This is a genomic window from Isoptericola sp. Y541 (assembly GCF_059445465.1).
The window spans coordinates 719,587-735,048 of record NZ_JCAIUJ010000002.1 but is presented as its reverse complement, the minus strand read 5'-3'; the positions used below and the strand labels follow the sequence as shown (position 1 = coordinate 735,048).

Below are 15,462 nucleotides of genomic sequence, written 5' to 3'. Positions count from 1 at the left end.
CGTAGTGCCCGTCACGTCGTGACGCGCGACCACCGGTCGTGCCTACGGCGCGAGCAGCGCGGGCAGCTCCAGCAGCGAGTCGACGACCGTGGCGCGCGCGGCATCGGGGCGCTCGGCGTGCAGATACCCCCACGGGCCGCGGCGGATCAGGATCGGCCGCATCCCGGCGTCGGCGGCGGGCAGGACGTCGTTGTCGAGCCGGTCACCGACGTAGGCGATCTCGGCGGCCGGGACCCCGGTGAGCTCGGCGACCTTCGCGAAGAACCCGGGATCCGGCTTCTGGACCCCCCACTCGTCGGAGGTGCGGATCGCGTCCACGGGCAGGTCCATCGCCTCGAGCGCGGCCCGGGCCTGCGGCGGCTGGTTCCCGGCGACGACGACGGCGAGCCCGGCGGCCCGCAGCGCCGCCAGCGCCTCCCGCACGTCGGGGTAGAGGTCGTCGGCGTCGAAGTTCTCCCGCAGCCCGTCGGGGTCGTCGCGGGCCCAGTGCTCGATCTCGGCGGGCACGTCCACGTCCGGCCGCACCATCTCGAAGGCGTGTCGGTGCGAGAGGTCGAGCGCCGCGCACCCGCCGAGCGCCGCCATCAAGGTCAGGGCGGGTACCCCCAGCCGGTCGGCCCAGCGGGTCCAGATCCTGGTCTCGTCGATCAGGGTCTCGCCGACGTCGAACACCACTGCGCGCACCATGCCCGCGACCCTATCCGCACCGTCGGTTGAGCTTGTCGAAACCAGCACCGTCGGTTGAGCTTGTCGAAACCAGCACCGTCGGTTGAGCTTGTCGAAACCACGGTCCGCTGGCTTCGACAAGCTCAACCGACGACGGTCGTGGCTCCGGCGGCCGGCCGTTCGTCAGTTCCCGTTCAGCAGTGACCGCTATCGTGCGAAGCATGGTCGGCGCGAGGATTCCCGTGACACTCTCGACCGCGTCGGTGTACCCGCGCCGCGCGGCGTTCGCGTTCGAGGTCGCGGCCGAGCTCGGGTACGACGGGGTCGAGGTCATGGTGTGGGCGGAAGAGGCCACGCAGGACGCGGCGGCCCTGAAGCATCTCGCCGAGGAGCACGGCGTGCCGATCCGGTCGGTGCACGCGCCCACGCTGCTCGTGAGCCAGCGCGTGTGGGGCCGGGCGCCTGCGGACAAGCTGCGCCGCACCGTCGACATGGCCGGCGAGCTGGGCGCCAGGACCGTCGTCGTGCACCCGCCGTTCCGCTGGCAGTACAAGTACGCCCGGCAGTTCCAGGACCTGGTGCACGAGCTCAACCAGGCCAGCCTCAACCAGGCCGACGGCGTCATCGTGGCGGTGGAGAACATGTACCCGTGGCGGCCCCGCTCCCGCGGCGAGCGCGAGCTGAAGGCCTACCTGCCCGGCTGGGATCCCCTCGAGCACGACTACGACGCCGTCACCCTCGACCTCTCGCACGCGGCGATCGCCCACCAGGACGGGATCACGCTCGTCGACGACTTCGGCGACCGGCTGCGGCACCTGCACCTGGCGGACGGGACGGCGTCGGGGCGCGACGAGCACCTGGTCCCTGGTCGCGGCGACATGGCCTGCGACAAGGTGCTCGAGGAGCTGTCGCGGCGGGACTTCGCCGGGGACGTCGTCGTCGAGATCTCCACCCGCAAGGCGCGCAGCGCCCGCGAGCGGCACGCGGACCTGGAGGTGGCGCTGCACTTCGCGCGGGCCCACCTCGCTCCCGTCCCGGAGCCGTACCAGCCGCCGCCGCCCGAGCACCACCACCTGCCCGCCGACGCGTGGTGACCGCAGCAGGATCTCGTCAGGCGGCGACGCCCCGGGCGCCGACGGCGCGCAGCACGAACGCCTCGGTGGCGCGCACGGCGCGCTCCCGCGCGGCGGGCTCGTCCGGGACGAGGCGACCCGACAGGCAGGCGTTGACCAGCTGCACCGTGGGCTCGATGTCCTGCTCCGGGAACTCGCCCTCGGCGATCCCGGCGCGCAGGATGCGCTTGAGGATGGACTCCACGATCTCCGCGTGCTCCCGCAGCCGCGCCTGCGTGGTGCGCGACAGCACGGAGCGCAGGTCGGGGCCCGGGGCGAGGTGGAAGACGCGGGTGAGCTGTGCCTGCTGGCGGATGTACGTCCGGAGCTGTTCCACCGGGTCGTCCACCTCGACGAGCGCCCGCTCCAGGGTCTGCGCGTACTGCTCGGTCTCGTGGGTGATGAAGCCCAGCAGCAGCGCCTCCTTGTCGGGGAAGTGGTTGTAGACCGCGGTACGCCCGACGCCGGCCGCGATCGCGATGTCGGCCAGCGTGACGGAGTCGAACCCGCGCTCGGACATCAACGTCGAGAGCGCGGTGAACAACTTGTGCCGGGTCATCTGCCGGTGCTCGTGCAGGCTCTTGCCGATGATCTTGGGCATGCTGACATCATAGGCATCCGTTGTCAGCACCTCGGGACGCTAGGGTGCCGGTGTGACAGAGCCCACCGGACCGTCCCAGCCGACCCCCGCCGCGCAGCCGGACGGCATCGTGCCGGACACCAAGGACTGGACCTGGGTGCTGGCGCGCGCGTGCCCGGACTGCGGGTTCGTCGCAGCGGACGTCGCCACGTCCGACGTCGGCCCGGCCCTGCGGGAGGCGCTGCCCCGCTGGCGCGCCGCGCTCGCCCGCCCGGACGCCGCGGCGCGGCCGCGGCCCGACGTCTGGTCGCCGCTCGAGTACGCCGCCCACGTGCGCGATGTCTTCGTGATCTTCGACGAGCGGCTCGCGCAGCTGATCGCCGAGGACGACCCGGCGTTCGCCAACTGGGACCAGGACGTCGCCGCCCTCGATGGCGACTACGCCCACCAGGACCCGGACGCCCTTGCCGACGAGCTCGACGTGGCCGGCCGGGTGGTTTCAGCGGCCTTCGATGCCGTCGAGCCGGGCCAGGAGGAGCGCGCGGGCCGCCGGTCGGACGGGTCGGTCTTCACCGTGCGCACGCTGGGGCAGTACTTCCTGCACGACATCGTGCACCACCTGCACGACGTGCGCGCCTGACGCCCGACCGGCGCCTGGAGGCGCAGGCGCCCGGGGCGGGTTGCCTGGGTGTGACGGTTTCGTCGTCCACAGGTTCTTTCCACAGGCTGATGTGTGATGGCGGGCTCGTGCCGTCCTGTGCCCTCACCTGCGGGGTTCCAAGCTGGAACGGGCGTAGCGGGGGTGCGGCAACGCCTCGCAGGGTGGCGCGGCCGGGCCGATTCGCCCCGTAAGAACGTTGGGATCATGCGGTTTCCGGGCCCAGAGCAATCGCCTGCCGTGCCGTCGGGTCGTCGGCGCGGCTCACGCGGTGGTCGGCGGTGGTCGGGCCGACGCGTGTCGCGCCCGGCGCGTCGTCCACAAATTTTGTCCACAGGCCTGTGGGCGGTGTGGGGATTCCGCGGGTCACCTTGTGGACGAACCTGTGACCGGAGATTGACCCCCGAAAACCTGCTCCGCACCCCTTGCACAGCACCCGATGCAGGTCTAGAAACGTGTCTACCGGTCTTGCGGAGATCGGGCCTGCGATCCCCTGCGAAGCACGGTCGTGCGCCTCCTCCACGGGACACGGTCGACCGGAGAACGACGGGCCGTCCCGTACCGCGGTGCGGGTTGTGGGTGACGACACAGGTGTCTGTACGGGGCCGGAAGACCACCCGCGTCCGGCAGCTCGTGGAGAACGGGTCTCGGAGGGGCGACGACGCACCAGGCCTCGAGGAGACCCGACGAGCCGCCGGGGTCGTGACGTCGCCACGGCGCCCCTGGTCCCTGGACCGTCGACCAGGGGTACGCGGTCATCTCCGAGGCCCCCCGGCCGCCCCGGGGGGCCTCGGCTTTTCCGCCGGCCCTACGCTCACCTGCATGAGCAACCTCGAGACCCGGCCCACGGAACGCACCTGCACCGCCGGGGACCGGCCCGCGGGCGTCGAGCTGCTCACGGCTCGCGAGGTCCCGCTCGGCGGCCCGCGCGCGATGAACGTGCGCCGCACCATCCCGCAGCGGCAGCGCTCCCTGGTCGGCGCGTGGTGCTTCTGCGACCACTACGGCCCCGACGACGTCTCGCTCTCGGGCGGGAGGTCGGCGGGCATGCAGGTGCCGCCGCACCCGCACATCGGCCTGCAGACCGTGTCGTGGCTGTTCGACGGGGAGGTCCTGCACCGCGACTCGGTGGGCTCGCTGCAGACCGTGCGCCCGGGGGAGCTCAACCTCATGACGGCCGGCGTCGGCATCTCCCACTCCGAGGAGTCGCCGGCCGACGAGCGCCCGCCGTTGCTGCACGGCGTGCAGCTGTGGACGGTGCTGCCGTCGTCCGACCGGGAGGCGGCCCCGCACTTCGAGCACCACGCCGACCTGCCCGTGGCCACGGTGGACGGCGCGCGGGTGCAGGTCTTCCTGGGGTCGCTCGGCGTCGCGGGGCGGCGGCTCGCGTCGCCGGCGCGCACCTACACGCCGCTGGTCGGCGCCCAGCTCGACCTGCCCGCCGGCGCCACCGTGACGCTGGACGCCGACCCGTCGTTCGAGCACGCCCTCCTGGTCGACGCGGGCGATCTGACGTTCGAGGACGAGCCCGTGCCGCCGGCCCAGCTCGGCTACGTGGCGCCCGGCCGGGAACGGCTCGTCGTGACCGCGGGGGACACGCCGGCGCGCGCCGTCCTCATCGGCGGGGAGCCGTTCACCGAGGACGTCGTCATGTGGTGGAACTTCGTGGGCGGCAGCCACGACGACGTCGCGCGGGCGCGTGCCGACTGGATGGCGCAGGTGGCCGACGACCCGTCGACCGGCTCAGGAGGGTCCGGCGCAGGGCCGGACACCCGCTACGCCGCCGGCGCCGAGAGTCGCCGGTTCGGTCAGGTGCACGGGTACGCGGGCGGGCCGCTGCGTGCGCCGGCCCTGCCCGACGTCCGGCTGCGGCCGCGCTCCCACCGCTGACCCTCGTCACACGGCCTCAGGGGCTTGGCATCGGTGTCCGCTGGGAGCGTGAATGCGTCCGGCCGGCGGAGGCGTGCCGGGCGGATGCCGCCGGAGGATCGAGGCATCGGATCCGCGGCCCGTCGCCGCACTACTCAGGAGGTTCTCGTGCTCATCGCGATCGTCGACTTCAGGACTGCTGCCCCCGACCGGCCCGCTGCCCTCGCCCAGTTCGACGGGGAGGCTCGCCGGGTACGGGCCATGCCGGGCAACCTCGCCTTCCGGGTCTATGCCGCACGTGCGGACGACACCGCGGTCACGGTGATCCACGAGTGGGACGACGAGGCGTCGTTCGCCGGCTACCTGGGGTCGGACACCTTCGCGCGATCGGGCGAGGTGATCCGGCCGCTGATGATCGAGGCCCCGGTGAGCCGGCGCTTCCACGCCGACCTGCTGGAGGCGGTGGCCTGACCGGCGTCGCGCCCGGCCTCTAGGCTCGGCCTGTGCGAGACCGTCGATGACCCGCGGGGCGTACAGCTTCGTCCGCACGTTCGCGCCGGAGCCCCCTCGCGACCTGTGCGTGGACCGGCACTACCTGCTCTGCGCCTCGGCCGGGACCCTCCGGCTGGAGGCGCAGGGCCAGGCGTGGTTGCTGCCGCCGGCGCGGGCCGCGCTGATCGAGGCGGGCGAGCCGATCCGGGTGAGTATCCCGCGGCCGGTGACGACCGCGTCGATCCTGTTCGACACCGGCTTCGCCCCGCCGCCGCCGGCGCCCCTGACCGTGTTCGACCTCGACCCGCTGGCACGCGCGCTCCTGACCGAGTGCCGTACGTGGGGCGAGGGCGACGAACCTCTCACGGCGTACGCAGAGACGCTGTTCGCCGCGCTCGCCGCGGTCACCTGGCGGCTCGCCCGGCAGCCGAGCCCGGTCGTCGTGCCGGCGGGACGATCACCGGAGCTGCGCCGGGCCCTCGAGCTGACGGAGCAGCGTCGCGGCGGTGAGGTCCGGTTCGAGGACCTGGCGGTCGAGGTCGGCCTCGCGCCGCGGTCGCTGGCCCGGCGATTCGAGGAGGAGGCCGGCATGTCCTGGCGGGCGGTCCTGCGCCGGATGCGGGTGCTGGGCGCCATCGAGGAGCTCGCCGCGGGTGACACCCCGGTCACCACGATCGCCTTCAGGGTCGGGTACACCTCGCTGTCGGCGTTCAACGCCGCCTTCAGGGAGCTGACCGGCCGTACGCCGACGGAGTACCGGGCCAGCTTTCTCCCCTGACCGAACCAGGTGCCGCGAGCCGCAGCTCCACCACGGGCACCACGCACAGCCAGTCGGGCTCGCCGCGCTCGCGGGCGAGCGGCTCGGCCCACTCGGCGAGCACCGGGCGCAGCTGCGCCCAGGGGCCGGGGTGGGCGGCGGTGTACGCGCGCAGGACGGCGGCGCCGTCACCGGGCGCGAGGACGACCGCCCGCGCCTGCGCGTCGCGCCGCGTCCCGATCGAGACGAGCACGCGCGGGTCGGCCTGGACGTTGCGGTACCACTGCGACCGCGGCCCGAGTCCGGCGACCACGGCGGCGACATCCGGCGCCGGGCGCGCGACGACCTCGAGGACGACGTACCTCCGTTGCCCGCTGGTGCGCCCGCGGTGCTGCATCATCAGCAGCCGCCCGCCGGCGAGGAAGCCCAACCCGGCGCGGAAGAGCCAGATCGGGGCGCGGACGAACCACCGGGTGTGCAGCGCGCGGGAGGCGAGGCTCATGCGCGCGAACCTACCGCTGTCCTGATCCACCGCGCCCGCACACGACAAAGGGCCAGACCTGAGCGCTTGCTCTGATCTGACCCTCGTGGTGGAGCGGGTGACGGGAATCGAACCCGCGCTATCAGCTTGGGAAGCTGAAGTTCTACCATTGAACTACACCCGCGCAGCAGCACCGTAGACGATGTGCGCGCCCCGAGCATACCCAACACGAGCGGATGCTTCGAACCCGCGTCAGAGGGCGGCGCCCCAGCGGTAGCCGAGGTAGGCCAGCGCCACGCACACCACGACGATGCCGATCGAGTAGGCGAGGGCCGTGCCGTAGCGCTTCTGCTTGATGAGCTGGACGGCCTCGTAGCTCGCGGTGCTGAACGTGGTGTAGCCGCCCAGGAAGCCCGTCCCGATGACCGCGCTGACGTCGGTCGAGGCGAACTTGCTGACGACCAGGCCCGTGAGGACGCCCAGCACCAGCGACCCGGTCATGTTGATGATCGCGGTGGGCCAGGGGAAGGCGGTCTTGATCTTGGAGCGGATGAGCCCGTCGACCACGAAGCGCGTGCCCGCGCCCAGGCCGCCCGCGACCGCGAGGAGGAGGAAGACACCGAGGGTCATCGCGTCGCCCCCTGGTCGGTCGAATGGTCGGCGGTCTGGTCGGCGGTCTGCTTGCGGGCGTTGACCTTGGTCGCCACGACGATGCCGGTGAAGGTCGCGACCGCACCGATCAGAACCGTCGCGAGGACGTAGATCAGGGCGAGGTCGACGCGTGACTTGTCGAGCAGGACCGCGGTGTCGGTGGCCAGCGAGCTGTAGGTCGTGAAGCCGCCGCAGAAGCCCGTCCCGAGGAGGAGCTTGAGCCGGGGTCCGAGCGGGTCGTCGGGCAGGCGGCGGGCCACGGCCTCGTAGAGGTAGCCCAGCAGGAATGCCCCGACGATGTTGACGATCGGGATCGCGATGGGCAGCTCGTCGATGTCCGGCACCGCGAGCGTCACGCCCTCGCGACCTGCGGCCCCGAACGCGCCGCCGAGCATGACGATGCCGATGGAGGCCCAGCGCAGGTAGCTGGGCCTGGCCTCCGCGGCCATCAGTCCGACATCCAGGGCAGGGGGGACTCGACACCCGCCGGCCGGGCGGGGACGACCACCACGGGGCGGTTCTGGCGGTGCGCGAGGTGCACCGCGATCGACCGGTTGAAGAACTCCTGGACGCCGCCGCCGAACCCGCGCTCGTGCGTGCCGACGACGATCATCGCCGCGTCGACCGTCTCCGCGAGGTGGCCCAGGGCCTGGGCGGTGTCGCCCACCAGCAGCCGGGTGCTCCACCGCACGCCGCTCCGGTCGAGCACCGAGGCCAGGTGCGCCGCGAGCGCGGGGTCGAACTCGTCTTCGCGTGTGTCGTGGAAGTCCGGGTCGATCGAGGACGAGGTCATCTGCCCGTCCGCGCCCTCCGACACCGCGAACCGCCCCGCATTCACGTAAGCGCAGATCAGCTCGGTGCCGAACTGCGTCGCGAAGCGGGCCGCGTCGTGCAGGATGTGGTCGGGTTGCCCGGGGGCGACGCCGAGGACAACTGGTTGCGGATCGAACCCGCTGTTCTCTCCCATGCCCCGAGCGTAGGGCCGACCCTCCGGCCATGCCCTTCGAGCGCCTGTCAGCCTGCGCCCGGCGACGCCGTGCCGGCCGGCACCGCCCCGTCGGAGGATCTGCCGGCGCTCACGGCGCCCGGCGAGATGGTGCTGAGCAGGAGCAGGGTGGTCTGGTTGATGGACTCGAGCTGACGCAGCACGGCGTCCTCCGGACGCGCGGGCGGCTCGGCGGAGCCGGGTTCGCTCCCGAGATCGAGGTCGTCGTGCACCGACCCGGGGAGCTTGCCGGCGAGCGCCACGGTGAGCGCCGAGAGGTTGTCGCCCGTGAGGCGTCGCAGCCCGGGCCAGTCCTCGGTTCCAGGGCCCACGCCTTCGTCCACGGCCTGCTCGACGGCGCGCACCAGGCGGCGCGTGTTGTACGTCAGCGACCACACGGCCGTGAGCTGCGACTCGATGCCGCCGACCTCGAGCGAGCCCGACGCGCGCCGCAGCGGAGCGGCCGTGACGTTGACCTGGCGCACGTGCTGGTCGAGGCTCAGGAGCCGCCGCTCGATCGCGGTCTTCGAGATCTCCGTGTCCCCGCCCAGGCGCCCCAGGCTCGCGAGGACGACGACGCGGATGTCCGTGACGAGCGTCGTCATGTCGTGGTCGAGCTTGGAGCGTGTGTGCGTCGGCAGGACGAGCCACGCGACGAGCAGGGCGACCGCGGCACCGATCAGGGTCTCGAGCACCCGGATCTCGAGCGCGAGCGTCGTCAGGCGCCCCAGGAACTCGTAGATGAGCGCGAAGATCATGGTCGTCCAGAACATCGATACGGCCGGCGACACGGGCCGGTAATACGTCGAGGCGAAGACGGCCACGGCGAGCAGCGGCACGATGACGGCCGGGTCCCCTCCGGTCCAGATCGCGACCCCGAACCCGGCGGCGGCGCCGAAGACGGTCCCGATGATGCGCTGCGCCCCCTTGACGAAGGTCTCGCCGTCCGTGCCCCCGAGCACCTGGTACGCCGCCAGCGCCGCCCAGTACTGATGGGTCGCGGACACGGCGTCGCCGATCAGGAGCGCGGCGCCCGTCGTGAGGGCCGCCTGCACCGCGCGCCGCGTCGGCGGTGCGAGCCGCCGGCCGCCCGCGGCGGACGCCGCGGTGGGCGCCGGCTCCTCGAGCCGTGCGAGCTGGTCCGCGTCCGCGAGGTCGTCGGTGTCGGGGCGCGTCAACGGCGGCGCCTCGGGGTCGAGCGCTGCGAGCGCGGCGTCGCGCAGGGCGGTCGTGGCGCGGTAGAGCTCGTCAGTGGCGTGGTGCAGCGCGCGCGCCTGCGGCGGCCAGGTGGCTGGGGGAGGTTCGTCGGGCCAGGGTGCGGACGGCGGTGCCGCGTCGCCCGGCGGGAGGTCGACGAGCGCCTGGAGGTGCGCCTGCAGGAGCTCGAGGCGGCCTGCGAGCCGCCCGCGCAGCTCGAGCTGCACGGTGGTGCCCGTGACGGCGCGCGCCGCGACCGCGAGGTTCACGGCGGCGAGCTCGGTGTCGAAGACCCGCAGGCGCAGGAGCGCGCCGTGCGCGCGGTCCACGCCGGTGGCGCCCGGCTCCCCGGTCAGCTGCCCGGTGAGGAACGACGCACCGCGGTGCAGCTGGCGCGTGTCGAGCGCGACGCGCTTGCGCACGTCCACGTCCCACCGGGCCCATGACACGGCGTCGACGAGTGCGTCCATCGACGTCACGAGGCGCTCGCCGAAGCTCTCGACCCCGTGGCGCAGCACACTGCGCGGGCGCTCGGCGAGCACCACGTGGTTGAGGAGGTAGGCCCAGGCGGTACCGAGCACCGCCGCCGCCGTGAAGAGCAGCACGTCCGACAGCTCGAGCCGCAGGATGAGGGCGAAGTAGTACGACATGAAGGTCACGCGGCCGATCGATGCCCAGCGCGGGCCGAAGCGTCCCGCCCCGACGCTCACGAGGGCGACCGCCATCAGCAGCACGCTCGTCCAGACGAACGACCCCGAGGCGAGCGCGCCGAGCAGCACCACGAGCGCGACCGGTACGACGACGAGCAGGCTCGTCACCTTGCGGCCGCGGACGGTCTTGTCGCCCGAGATGCCGGTGCTGAGCATGGCGACGAAGCCGCCGAAGAACGCCGGTTGGACCGCGTTCTCCCCGAGGGCGTCGAACAGCAGGTAGAGGGACGCGACGGCGGCCGCTGCCGCCGTCGCCGCTCGCACGGCCGCGCGCAGGCGGGCGTGCCCCGGGTCGACGAGCGACATGTGCCGGCCGACGAACGTGCGCCACCGGGAGAGGTGGCTGTGCGGTTCCGTGTCCTGCGGGCCGGGCGGGGGCGTGGGCACCGGCTGCTCTTCCGCGAGGCTCCGCAGGGCGAAGTCGTCGGCGTGCAGGATCGAGACGGGCGTGTCCGACATGATGATCGGCTGGTAGTCCAGGTCGCGGCTCACCGCGAGCGTGATCTGCTGCGCGCGGTAGGCGAAGGGCAGCCACTGCGCGTACCGGCGGTAGGCGTCGTCGACGTCGGCGAGCGGCGTCAGGCCCGCGAGCGCGGCCATGTCGCGGTCGAGCGCGACGAACCGGGCGACCCACTCGTCGCGCAGGTGCGGGTCCGCGACGAGGCGTGCGAACTCCTCGGGCCCGACCACCTCGGGGACGCCGACGCTCTTCCAGTGCGCGGTGCGCTCGAGGTACTCGCCGAACTCGAGGAACTGGAATGTCAGGGGCACGAGCCCGGGCTGCGTCGTGGCGGGGTGCCCGGACGGCAGGCCCCAGCGCACCGCGCCCAGCGTCCCGCCCAGCATGCGCACCGCGTACGGGAGGGCGAACCGGTCCCGACCGCTCTGGAAGTAGTAGGCGGAGTGGTGCAGCCGCAATCCGTCGCTGTACGAGGCGAAGGAGCCGGCGATGCCGTCGAGGTGCCCGTCGAGGCCGCTGGGCTGCCCGTCGTTGAAGTAGGGACCGAGGCTCGCAACGGGGGACCCGGCGCCGCGCTCGGCGCTGAAGAACCGGGTGCACAGCGCGCTGAGGTCGCCGATGACCGAGTAGACACCCAGCAGAAAGGTGAGGATCAGGGAGACGAGGACGACGCCGGTGAGGGACTCGGCGATGCTGAGGAAGCGCAGCACGTCGGTCTCGGCGGTGAGATAGGACCCGCCGACCGTCGCGAGCTGTGCGGCGCTGAAGTACAAGGCGCCGAAGAAATTGAATGCGGCATCTGTGCCAGATGCGGAGAATGAGGAGCTTGTCATGAGCCCGTAGTAGATGAGCCCGTACCCGAGGATGACCCCGAACAGCCATACGACGACGACCCCGACGATCTGCAGGCCCGTCACCTGACGCAGTGCGACCGGTCGCCAGCGCCTCGACATGCGTCGGGTCACCCGACGCAGGCCCCGCCATTGCAGGCTTGAGACGCGCCCGGCGATAAAGCCCGATTCGTCATAGTTGAGCGCCGTGAGGAAAACGTCGAGAAGCGTCGCGGCCAGAATAACGATCCCGAGAATCAACCAGACGGTTTCCACCCGCCCACGGTAGACGAGCGCACCGCCCCCGTCCTGCGAAAGGCCGCGGGACGGTTTCTCTGCCGTGCTAGCAGGAGTTTTCACCAGGCACCGACAATGCGGAATCGGTGACTGGTTAACAGTGAATGCCCTGGTCAGAGCCGTGCGTTCCTTCTCCGGTTGTGGGTCGGGGCGGCCCAGGTATCTTCGAAAGACGACACGTCAGGGCTGGTTCGTATCGTTCCAGCCGTTACTTTCCGGAAGTCGGGCAGGCCATGAACCTCACTCCACGAGAGATCGACAAACTGATGGTTTACCAGGTTGCGGACCTCGCGCGGCGTCGCCGCGAGCGGGGCACCAAACTCAACCTCAGCGAGGCACAGGCCCTCATCTCGGAGGCCATCCTCGAGGCGGCGCGCGACGGCAAGTCGGTCGCCGAGTGCATGGAGCTGGGCAAGCACGTCGTCGGGGAGGGCGACTGCATGCCGGGCGTCCGCGAGCGGCTCGCGCTGCTCCAGGTCGAGGCGACGTTCGTCGACGGCAGCAAGCTCGTCTCCTGCCACGACCCCGTGGCGGCCTGAGGCATGCCGTCGACGCCGGGGGGCACCGCTCGGATCATCCTCGTCGGAGGGCACGAGAGTGCCGGCGGGGCCGAGCTCGAGCCGCTCCTCGACGCCCTGCCGGGCGCCGTCGCGACCCCGGCCGGCCGGCCGCTCCACGAGGCCGTGATCGGGCTGCTCGCGGCGGGGGACGGCCCGGTGGCGGTGCTGCCCATGACATGGGGCCGCGACCCCGTCATGGTCGCGGACGCCGCGAAGGCGCTCGCCTGGGTCGCGTCAGGGCCCGGCGCAGGCCGGGTCGCGCTGGGCGTGAGCCTCGGCACGATCGACCACCTCGTCGCATGGTTGCGGCGGGCCGCGACCCAGGTGGCGGCGCACGGTCCGGCCACGGGGATGGTCGTCGCCGCACCGGCGGCGAATCCGTTCGACGACGCGGAGCTCTACCGCGTCGCCCACCTCGTGCGCACGCACGGCAGCGTCGCCCAGGTCGAGGTGGCGTGCTACGACGACGGGGCCGACCTCGCCGAGGCGGCCCGGCGGGCGCGCCTCCTGGGGTCCGACGACGTGGTCGTCGTGCCTGCGGGGTTCGCCCGCGCGGCGCCCGCCGGCCTCGGGGAGGCGGAGCACGCTTCTTGGTACGGGCCGCTCGTGTCCCGCCAGGGCCTGCTCCACGTCGTCGGGCAGCGGGTGGACGCCGCGCTGCACGACCTGTCCCACGGTCACGACGGCATCGCCACCGGCCTCCAGGCCGACCACGGGCACGGGTACGCCCACTCGCACGCGTTCGAGGAGGGCGGCGGGGGGCGCGACCACCCGCACGACCACCCGCACCCCCATGCACCCGCCCATACCCACGTCCACCACGACGAGGCGCACGAGACGTCCACACCCGACGCCTCTCACGACGAGGTCCTCGCCTCGCACCACTGACCGAACGGTCCGCGCGGCGTCATGCACGCCCGCGCAGCGGAGGGAAGAACGATGCTAGGCAGCCCCAAGTACCACCACCTGAGCGACGACATCGAGATCAACGCCGGTCGCCCCACCGTCACGATCACCGTGAGCAACACGGGAGACCGCGCGGTGCAGGTCGGGTCCCACTTCCACTTCTTCGAGGTCAACCGCGCCCTGCTCTTCGAGCGGGAGAAGGCCTACGGGATGCACCTCGACATCCCGGCCGGCACCGGCGTACGGATCGAGCCGGGCGACACGCGCGACGTCACGCTGACCGCATACGCCGGGACGCGGCACGCCGTGGGGTTCAACAACCTCGTCGACGGCGGTCTCGACGCACGGCAGACCCGCATCGACTCGCTGGTACGCCTGCACGAGGGCCAGTTCAGCGACGGCAGGCCGACCGCCAAGCCGACACGCACGCCGGCGGGAAAGAAGTCAACGGCAGGCAAGCCTGCGGCAAGCAAGCCGACGGCCCGCAAGAGCGGCAGCCGCGGGAAGGGGAAGAGCTGATGGCCATCGTCTCGCGCAAGCAGTACACCGATCTCTTCGGGCCGACGACGGGCGACAAGGTCCGCCTCGCCGACTCGAACCTCGTCATCGAGATCGAGAAGGACTACAACGAGGGGCACTACGGCGACGAGGTCGTCTACGGTGGCGGCAAGTCCGCCCGCGACGGGATGGCGGCCGACCCGCAGGCGACGAGCGCCCAGGGCGCGCTCGACCTCGTCATCACCAACGCGATCGTCCTCGACCCGGTCCTCGGTGTCGTCAAGGGCGACATCGGCGTCAAGGACGGCCGGATCGTCGGCATCGGCAAGTCCGGGAACCCGCACCTGCAGAGCGGCGTCGACCCGCGGCTCGTCGTCGGCGCCGTGACCGAGGTCCTCTCGGGCGAGCACTGCATCGCGACCGCGGGAGCGATCGACAGCCACGTGCACTACATCTCGCCGCAGCAGGCACAGGCGGCGCTGTCGAACGGCATCACCACGCTGTTCGGCGGCGGCACCGGGCCGACGGACGCGACGAACGGCGTCACGACGACGCCCGGCGCGTGGCATCTCCACCGCATGATCCAGGCGGCCGAGGAGATGCCGGTCAACATGGGCTTCCACGGCAAGGGCAACGGATCCCTGCCCGCTGCGCTCGTCGAGCAGATCGAGGCCGGCGCGTCGTCGCTCAAGGTCCACGAGGACTGGGGCTCCACGCCCGCCGTCATCCGCAACGCGCTGTCCGTGGCCGACGAGTACGACGTCCAGGTCTCGATACACACCGACAGCCTCAACGAGGCGGGCTTCGTCGAGGACACCATCTCGGCGATCGACGGCCGGACGATTCACACGTACCACACGGAGGGTGCGGGAGGCGGGCACGCGCCGGACATCATGAAGGCGGCGGGCTACCCGAACGTGCTGCCGTCGTCGACGAACCCGACGCTGCCGTACACGGTCAACTCGGTTGACGAGCTGCTCGACATGGTCATGGTGTGTCACCACCTGGCGCACGACATCCCGGAGGACGTCGCCTTCGCGGACTCGCGCGTGCGAGCCGAGACCATCTCGGCCGAGACGGTGCTGCACGACGAGGGCGTGCTCTCGATGTTCTCGTCGGACTCTCAGGCGATGGGGCGGATCGGCGAGTCGGTGACCCGCGCGTTCCAGACCGCGCACCACAGCAAGGACCAGCGTGGGCCGCTGCCCGAGGACACCGAGGGCAACGACAACTTCCGCGTGCTGCGCTACCTCGCCAAGGTGACGATCAACCCCGCCATCACGCAGGGCGTGGCCGACTACATCGGCTCGCTCGAGGACGGCAAGCTGGCGGACATCGTGCTCTGGCCGACCGACTCGTTCGCGGTCAAGCCGCGGATGGTGGTCAAGGGCGGCCTCATCAACTGGGCGCTCATGGGCGACCCGAACGCGTCGCTGCCCACGCCGCAGCCCGTCTACTACCGGCCGATGTTCGGCGCCTTCGGCCCTGCCCAGCAGGCGACCCGCGTCACGTTCATGTCGCAGGCCGCGATCGACAAGGGCGTCCCGGAGCAGCTCGGGATCAAGAGCCAGGTGCTGCCGGTGCGCCGTTGCAGGGGGATAGGGAAGGAGCACATGGTCCGCAACGGCGAGACGCCCGTCATCGAGGTCGACCCCGAGACGTACAAGGTGACGTTCGACGGGAAGCGGGCGCACATCGAGCCGGCCGCTTCGCTGCCCATGTCCCAGCTGTTCTTCCTCGCCTGAGGCCGGGC

Annotated in this window: 16 protein-coding genes and 1 tRNA gene; 9 read left to right on the top strand and 8 right to left on the bottom strand. The window is 72.0% G+C overall.

All coding sequences use genetic code 11. From position 1 onward, the window contains the following. Positions 1-42 precede the first annotated feature (42 nt). Positions 43-687, bottom strand: a complete 645-nt coding sequence (locus AC1C2V_RS08170) for an HAD family hydrolase (RefSeq protein ID WP_495389077.1) — start codon at positions 685-687, stop codon at positions 43-45. Positions 688-887: 200 nt separating this feature from the next. Here AC1C2V_RS08170 and AC1C2V_RS08165 point away from each other — a divergent pair, with 200 nt between their 5' ends. Further along, on the top strand, positions 888-1,760 hold the full coding sequence (locus tag AC1C2V_RS08165) for a sugar phosphate isomerase/epimerase family protein (RefSeq protein ID WP_495389076.1): 873 nt from the start codon (positions 888-890) through the stop codon (positions 1,758-1,760). Positions 1,761-1,776: 16 nt separating this feature from the next. Here AC1C2V_RS08165 and AC1C2V_RS08160 read toward each other — a convergent pair whose 3' ends face one another. After that, positions 1,777-2,379: a TetR/AcrR family transcriptional regulator gene (locus tag AC1C2V_RS08160; protein ID WP_495389075.1), complete on the bottom strand. Its 603-nt coding sequence runs from the start codon at positions 2,377-2,379 to the stop codon at positions 1,777-1,779. Between the two features lie 52 nt (positions 2,380-2,431). On the opposite strand from AC1C2V_RS08160, the gene AC1C2V_RS08155 reads away from it, so the two are divergent. The 4 genes from AC1C2V_RS08155 to AC1C2V_RS08140 all read left to right on the top strand — a co-directional run bounded on the left by AC1C2V_RS08155 (position 2,432) and on the right by AC1C2V_RS08140 (position 6,155). Next, positions 2,432-2,998, top strand: coding sequence for a DinB family protein (locus AC1C2V_RS08155; RefSeq protein ID WP_495389074.1), 567 nt, complete (start codon positions 2,432-2,434; stop codon positions 2,996-2,998). An 840-nt stretch (positions 2,999-3,838) separates the two neighbouring features. Beyond that, a complete protein-coding gene (locus AC1C2V_RS08150; RefSeq protein WP_495389073.1) occupies positions 3,839-4,906 on the top strand; it encodes a pirin family protein in 1,068 nt (355 codons plus the stop codon). A gap of 147 nt (positions 4,907-5,053) precedes the next feature. Then, complete coding sequence (locus AC1C2V_RS08145) at positions 5,054-5,356, top strand: putative quinol monooxygenase (protein WP_495389072.1); 303 nt, start codon at positions 5,054-5,056, stop codon at positions 5,354-5,356. 46 nt (positions 5,357-5,402) lie between these two features. Beyond that, positions 5,403-6,155: an AraC family transcriptional regulator gene (locus tag AC1C2V_RS08140; protein ID WP_495389071.1), complete on the top strand. Its 753-nt coding sequence runs from the start codon at positions 5,403-5,405 to the stop codon at positions 6,153-6,155. On the opposite strand, the gene AC1C2V_RS08135 is transcribed toward AC1C2V_RS08140, so the two are convergent. The 6 genes from AC1C2V_RS08135 to AC1C2V_RS08110 form a co-directional block, all read right to left on the bottom strand. Beyond that, a complete protein-coding gene (locus AC1C2V_RS08135; protein ID WP_495389070.1) occupies positions 6,100-6,636 on the bottom strand; it encodes a nitroreductase family deazaflavin-dependent oxidoreductase in 537 nt (178 codons plus the stop codon). The two genes, AC1C2V_RS08140 and AC1C2V_RS08135, sit on opposite strands and share 56 nt — an antisense overlap. An 89-nt stretch (positions 6,637-6,725) precedes the next feature. Continuing rightward, positions 6,726-6,799 (bottom strand) — tRNA-Gly (locus AC1C2V_RS08130). A 68-nt stretch (positions 6,800-6,867) separates the two neighbouring features. Continuing rightward, entirely contained in the window at positions 6,868-7,245 is a 378-nt protein-coding gene (gene crcB, locus AC1C2V_RS08125) for a fluoride efflux transporter CrcB (RefSeq protein ID WP_495389069.1), read from the bottom strand. After that, positions 7,242-7,715, bottom strand: a complete 474-nt coding sequence (locus AC1C2V_RS08120; protein WP_495389068.1) for a fluoride efflux transporter FluC — start codon at positions 7,713-7,715, stop codon at positions 7,242-7,244. The genes crcB and AC1C2V_RS08120 overlap by 4 nt, the downstream gene beginning before the upstream one ends. Further along, on the bottom strand, positions 7,715-8,233 hold the full coding sequence (locus AC1C2V_RS08115) for a universal stress protein (RefSeq protein WP_495389067.1): 519 nt from the start codon (positions 8,231-8,233) through the stop codon (positions 7,715-7,717). The genes AC1C2V_RS08120 and AC1C2V_RS08115 overlap by 1 nt, the downstream gene beginning before the upstream one ends. Before the next feature lie 47 nt (positions 8,234-8,280). Then, positions 8,281-11,535 carry an FUSC family protein gene (locus AC1C2V_RS08110; RefSeq protein WP_495389066.1) on the bottom strand — a complete coding sequence of 1,085 codons (3,255 nt, stop codon included), beginning with the start codon at positions 11,533-11,535 and terminating at the stop codon, positions 8,281-8,283. Positions 11,536-11,978: 443 nt separating this feature from the next. Between AC1C2V_RS08110 and AC1C2V_RS08105 the strand changes: the two genes are divergently transcribed. Genes AC1C2V_RS08105 through ureC form a run of 4 tightly spaced genes read left to right on the top strand, consistent with a single transcriptional unit; the run spans position 11,979 to position 15,454 of the window. Next, positions 11,979-12,284, top strand: coding sequence for an urease subunit gamma (locus AC1C2V_RS08105; protein ID WP_495389065.1), 306 nt, complete (start codon positions 11,979-11,981; stop codon positions 12,282-12,284). 3 nt (positions 12,285-12,287) lie between these two features. Continuing rightward, entirely contained in the window at positions 12,288-13,193 is a 906-nt protein-coding gene (locus tag AC1C2V_RS08100; RefSeq protein WP_495389064.1) for a sirohydrochlorin chelatase family protein, read from the top strand. Between the two features lie 51 nt (positions 13,194-13,244). After that, positions 13,245-13,730 (top strand): urease subunit beta, encoded by a 486-nt coding sequence (locus tag AC1C2V_RS08095; protein WP_495389063.1) that lies wholly within the window; start codon positions 13,245-13,247, stop codon positions 13,728-13,730. Beyond that, positions 13,730-15,454, top strand: a complete 1,725-nt coding sequence (ureC, locus tag AC1C2V_RS08090) for an urease subunit alpha (protein WP_495389062.1) — start codon at positions 13,730-13,732, stop codon at positions 15,452-15,454. The genes AC1C2V_RS08095 and ureC overlap by 1 nt, the downstream gene beginning before the upstream one ends. The last annotated feature ends 8 nt before the right edge of the window (positions 15,455-15,462 follow it).